The organism is Alicyclobacillus fodiniaquatilis, assembly GCF_042678105.1.
GTDB classification, from domain to species: Bacteria; Bacillota; Bacilli; order Alicyclobacillales; family Alicyclobacillaceae; genus Alicyclobacillus; species Alicyclobacillus fodiniaquatilis.
The window spans coordinates 1-3,554 of sequence record NZ_JBHUCX010000049.1 but is presented as its reverse complement, the minus strand read 5'-3'; the positions used below and the strand labels follow the sequence as shown (position 1 = coordinate 3,554).

Here is a 3,554-nt window from a genome sequence, read left to right as displayed (position 1 = left end):
AGCATACTAATGCCTAGGAACAGCGTGTTTCGAAAATCAGCCCAAAACGTTGGATCCGTGAGTACATTGCGATAATTCTCCAGGCCAATGAACGGACGATTTCCGATCAGGTTAAAATCTTGCATACTAATGACGATTGAATGCACAAGCGGGTAGTACGTAAACAACATGAAATAGGCGATTGTAGGCAACAACATCGCATATAGCGGAATGCCGCGTTTCCACTTCAACAAACGACGCTGGCGGACACCAGTGTGTCTCCTTGACGGACGGAGTAGCTCTGTGCTAGCCAAAATGATCGTCCTCGCTTTCAAAAGTGGCATTCATTACTGGTCGATGTAATGTTTCTGTAGCAATGCCGCATGCATTTGTTGCACTGCAGCCTGTGGCGTCAGCTTGCCAAGAATGGCTTCATCCCCATATTGCCAAACGATATCCTGCGCATTGGTCCAATTCGAGTTGATGAGCGGTTGATAGCCGTATTTCTCGCCAATTTCTCTCGCGTTCGCATATCCCTTTTGCAATTGAGGGAATGGGTTTTTCCAGTAAGAACTGATCGGCTCTGGATCGCCGTGGTCCATATTTTCACTTGAACCCGCGGAGGTGAGTTTGTATTTCCCGTTTTGCATGGTGTAATCGATTCCCTTCACACCAAGCGACCCAAGCACTTCACCGGGCTGGGTATTCCACCACTCTAAGAATTTGAAAGCCAACGCTTTGTCAGGCGCATTGGAGGGGATGGCGAACAAACTTGTATCGCCCATGGACACGAGTGTCTTGCCATTCGAATCTTCGGCGCCAGGCAAAGCTTCTGCGTCAAAGGTGGATGCAGCGCCTTGCGTTTTCGCTAAGTTATTCAACATCGGCACCCAAGCATCCCAATACACAAACATGCCAACGCGTCCAGACAGGAAGAGGTTTCGCTCATCTGCCGTACTATTCGTCACGAAGTTGGGATCCAACAGCTTGTCCTCATATAGTTTGTGCAACCACGCATATACAGGGATTGCAGCAGATGTGGCGTAAGGGACAGTCAATTTCCCATTCTGCATGACATAGCCTTCTTTCAGGCCAACTGCGCTCATAAATGGCTCAATGTCATACAGGGAAGATAGCGTTAAACCATAGGCGTTCTTTTTCTCTTTAAATGTCTGAAAGACATTCAAGTATTGATTGAGTGTTTTGGGTTGTGAGAGTCCCAATTGTTTCAGCCAATCCTCACGTACGATAGGCATGAGTGCGCCTTGATATTTGACTGGCACACCGTAAATGCCTTTTCCGTTTGGACTGGAGAGTTTGATATCGTTCCACTCATACTGCGGTACAACTTTAGGGTCGCCCAACACAGATGAATTTTGAATTTGACTTTGTAAGTTCTCCACTTCACCATTTTTGGCGAGTTCTGCGAGCGTGCTGCCTTCGGTGTATACGACATCAATCTTTTGTCCAGATGAAAGCATGGTCATCAATTGCTGGTCATAGTTGCTTCCCGTTGTGCTGATCAACTGAACTTTACAATGCAGCGCTTGTCCAATTTCATTGGCAAACGCAGTGTTTTCCTGCGGCGTCTTTCCACCAACGACACCTGTCGCAATGGTCAACGTAGGTTCAGTCTTTGTCGAGGAGCCACTTGTTGACCCAGAGCTATTATTCGAAGATTGATTGCCGCAACCAATTAAAGCTACCGTCAAAATTGAAGTAGAAACCAGTGTTACTCCACGCAACGTCCATGGACGCATGTCAGACACCCCTTGTCATCATTTTTTCTGTAGGCTTCGTAGATGTAAGTTTATCTCGCGTTCACATCACGAAGGATAGCGTTTGCATGACGCACGAATAACCAGTTCCGAAGGAATAATTTTGCTCGTAATCGGCAAAGTGTTGTCTTGAAGCTGTTCAATGAGCAACTTTGCCGCTTCCTGCCCCAACTGCTCTGCGTTGAGACGAACGCCGGACAACGGCGGATTGAACTCTGAAGCAAAGACAGAATCGTCACTGAACGCAAAGACGGACACGTCTTCAGGTATGTCCAACCCCATCTCTCGCACCGCTTGATAAACCCCGAGCGCCATTTTGTCAGTGTCGGTGGCAATCGCAGTGATGCCTGGATAATCAGCTAACATCTGCTTCGCTTTTGTATAGCCGAATTCCATGGATGTCAATGTATCCTCCTTGTACAACAGCAACTCAGGCCTCATCTCAACATTTGCGCGCTGATGAGCAATTTCATATCCCCGCGCCCTGTCTTTCGCAACTGTGCGAGCTTCATTCGTGTTCAAGAACAGGATGTTTTGATGCCCAGAATCTAGGAGGTAAGCGATTACACTTCTGGCAACACCGATATTGTCGTTGTCGACATAGGATATCTGGTGGATATAGTCATCCTGTGGCCGCCCCACCACAACCAATGGCGTGCCGTTTGTCATCCGCTCCATCAACCGCTTATCATCCATACCTGGATCCAATATGATCTCGCCATCTGTCGGATCTGAAGCCAAAAATTCCACTCTTTGCGCATATTCAGTCAACAGCGTGTTGACCAGCAAACGATAGCCCTGGTCAAAACAAACGCCCAAAGCTCCGTTCAGCAGCGACAAATGAAACTGACTGAATTTCATTCGCTCACCGGGCATGTTGAGTCCAATGATGCGCGTCTCTTTCGTTGTCAACGTTCTCGCCCAGTAATTTGGTTTGAAATTCAGCTCACTTGCTGCTGCCATCACCCGTTCGGCAACATCTGCACTGACACGCCGTTTACGACTGAATACATTTGAAACCGTTCCCTTCGAAACACCTGCACGCTTCGCTACGTCATCTACAGTTGCCATCTATCATGATCCTTCCCGCGCCCGTTTATTTTAAACCGGTTTAACAACGCTTGTACAGAGGTAATTTTAAAAAATCTAATTATTCGACCTGATTCGCGCTTTCATCGTTCCTTAAAATAGAAATTATGCATAAATGAAGCTTGTTTAGAAAACTGTTTTTGGGTCATATATGCCTATCCCACCTCGTTTACACATCATTTCAGCCCTTGAATCCGTAAACCGGTTTTCTAATGAAAGGCTGCTATGGAAAAATCGTACCCATTGGTCGGCGTGATCGTCAACATCAGATGACCGAACACAAAACGCTGGTGGACAACCACGAAGGGTATTGGAATAGTTACCACCGGAAGAAGTCGAATCCAATCCGAGTATCAGTTTCGGCAAGAGAGCAAATATAAAATTGCGGCGCAATGACTATCAGATGGAGAAGGAATGACTGGAATGGGTGATAGATGAACTTAGTCGTCGCCCGAACAAAGCCGATTAGAATGGCTAAACGATGACATCTCAAATTCGAATTAGAGTGGAGTATGCGGAATGGCAGACAATATTAGCGTACGAAGAAAGAACTGGTTCGTGTCACTCCACATGATATGCATTGGACTGTGGATTGGCACTGCCGGAGTGTGTAAAATATTTTGTGTAAACTCCCAATCCCCAAAAGGGAGTATGAGATTGGGAGGACATAAGAGTGACTAAGGTTTCAAAAGAACAGCTCAGAAAGTT

3 protein-coding genes are annotated in these 3,554 nt (G+C 46.6%); all 3 read right to left on the bottom strand.

Annotation, left to right across the window (positions count from 1 at the left end; genetic code table 11):
• A partial coding sequence (locus tag ACFSB2_RS16545; RefSeq protein WP_377944209.1) for a carbohydrate ABC transporter permease occupies positions 1-293 on the bottom strand: 293 nt, incomplete at its 3' end.
• A gap of 33 nt (positions 294-326) precedes the next feature.
• Complete coding sequence (locus tag ACFSB2_RS16540; RefSeq protein WP_377944208.1) at positions 327-1,739, bottom strand: extracellular solute-binding protein; 1,413 nt, start codon at positions 1,737-1,739, stop codon at positions 327-329.
• Between the two features lie 66 nt (positions 1,740-1,805).
• Entirely contained in the window at positions 1,806-2,828 is a 1,023-nt protein-coding gene (locus ACFSB2_RS16535; protein WP_377944207.1) for a LacI family DNA-binding transcriptional regulator, read from the bottom strand.
• Between the last annotated feature and the right edge of the window lie 726 nt (positions 2,829-3,554).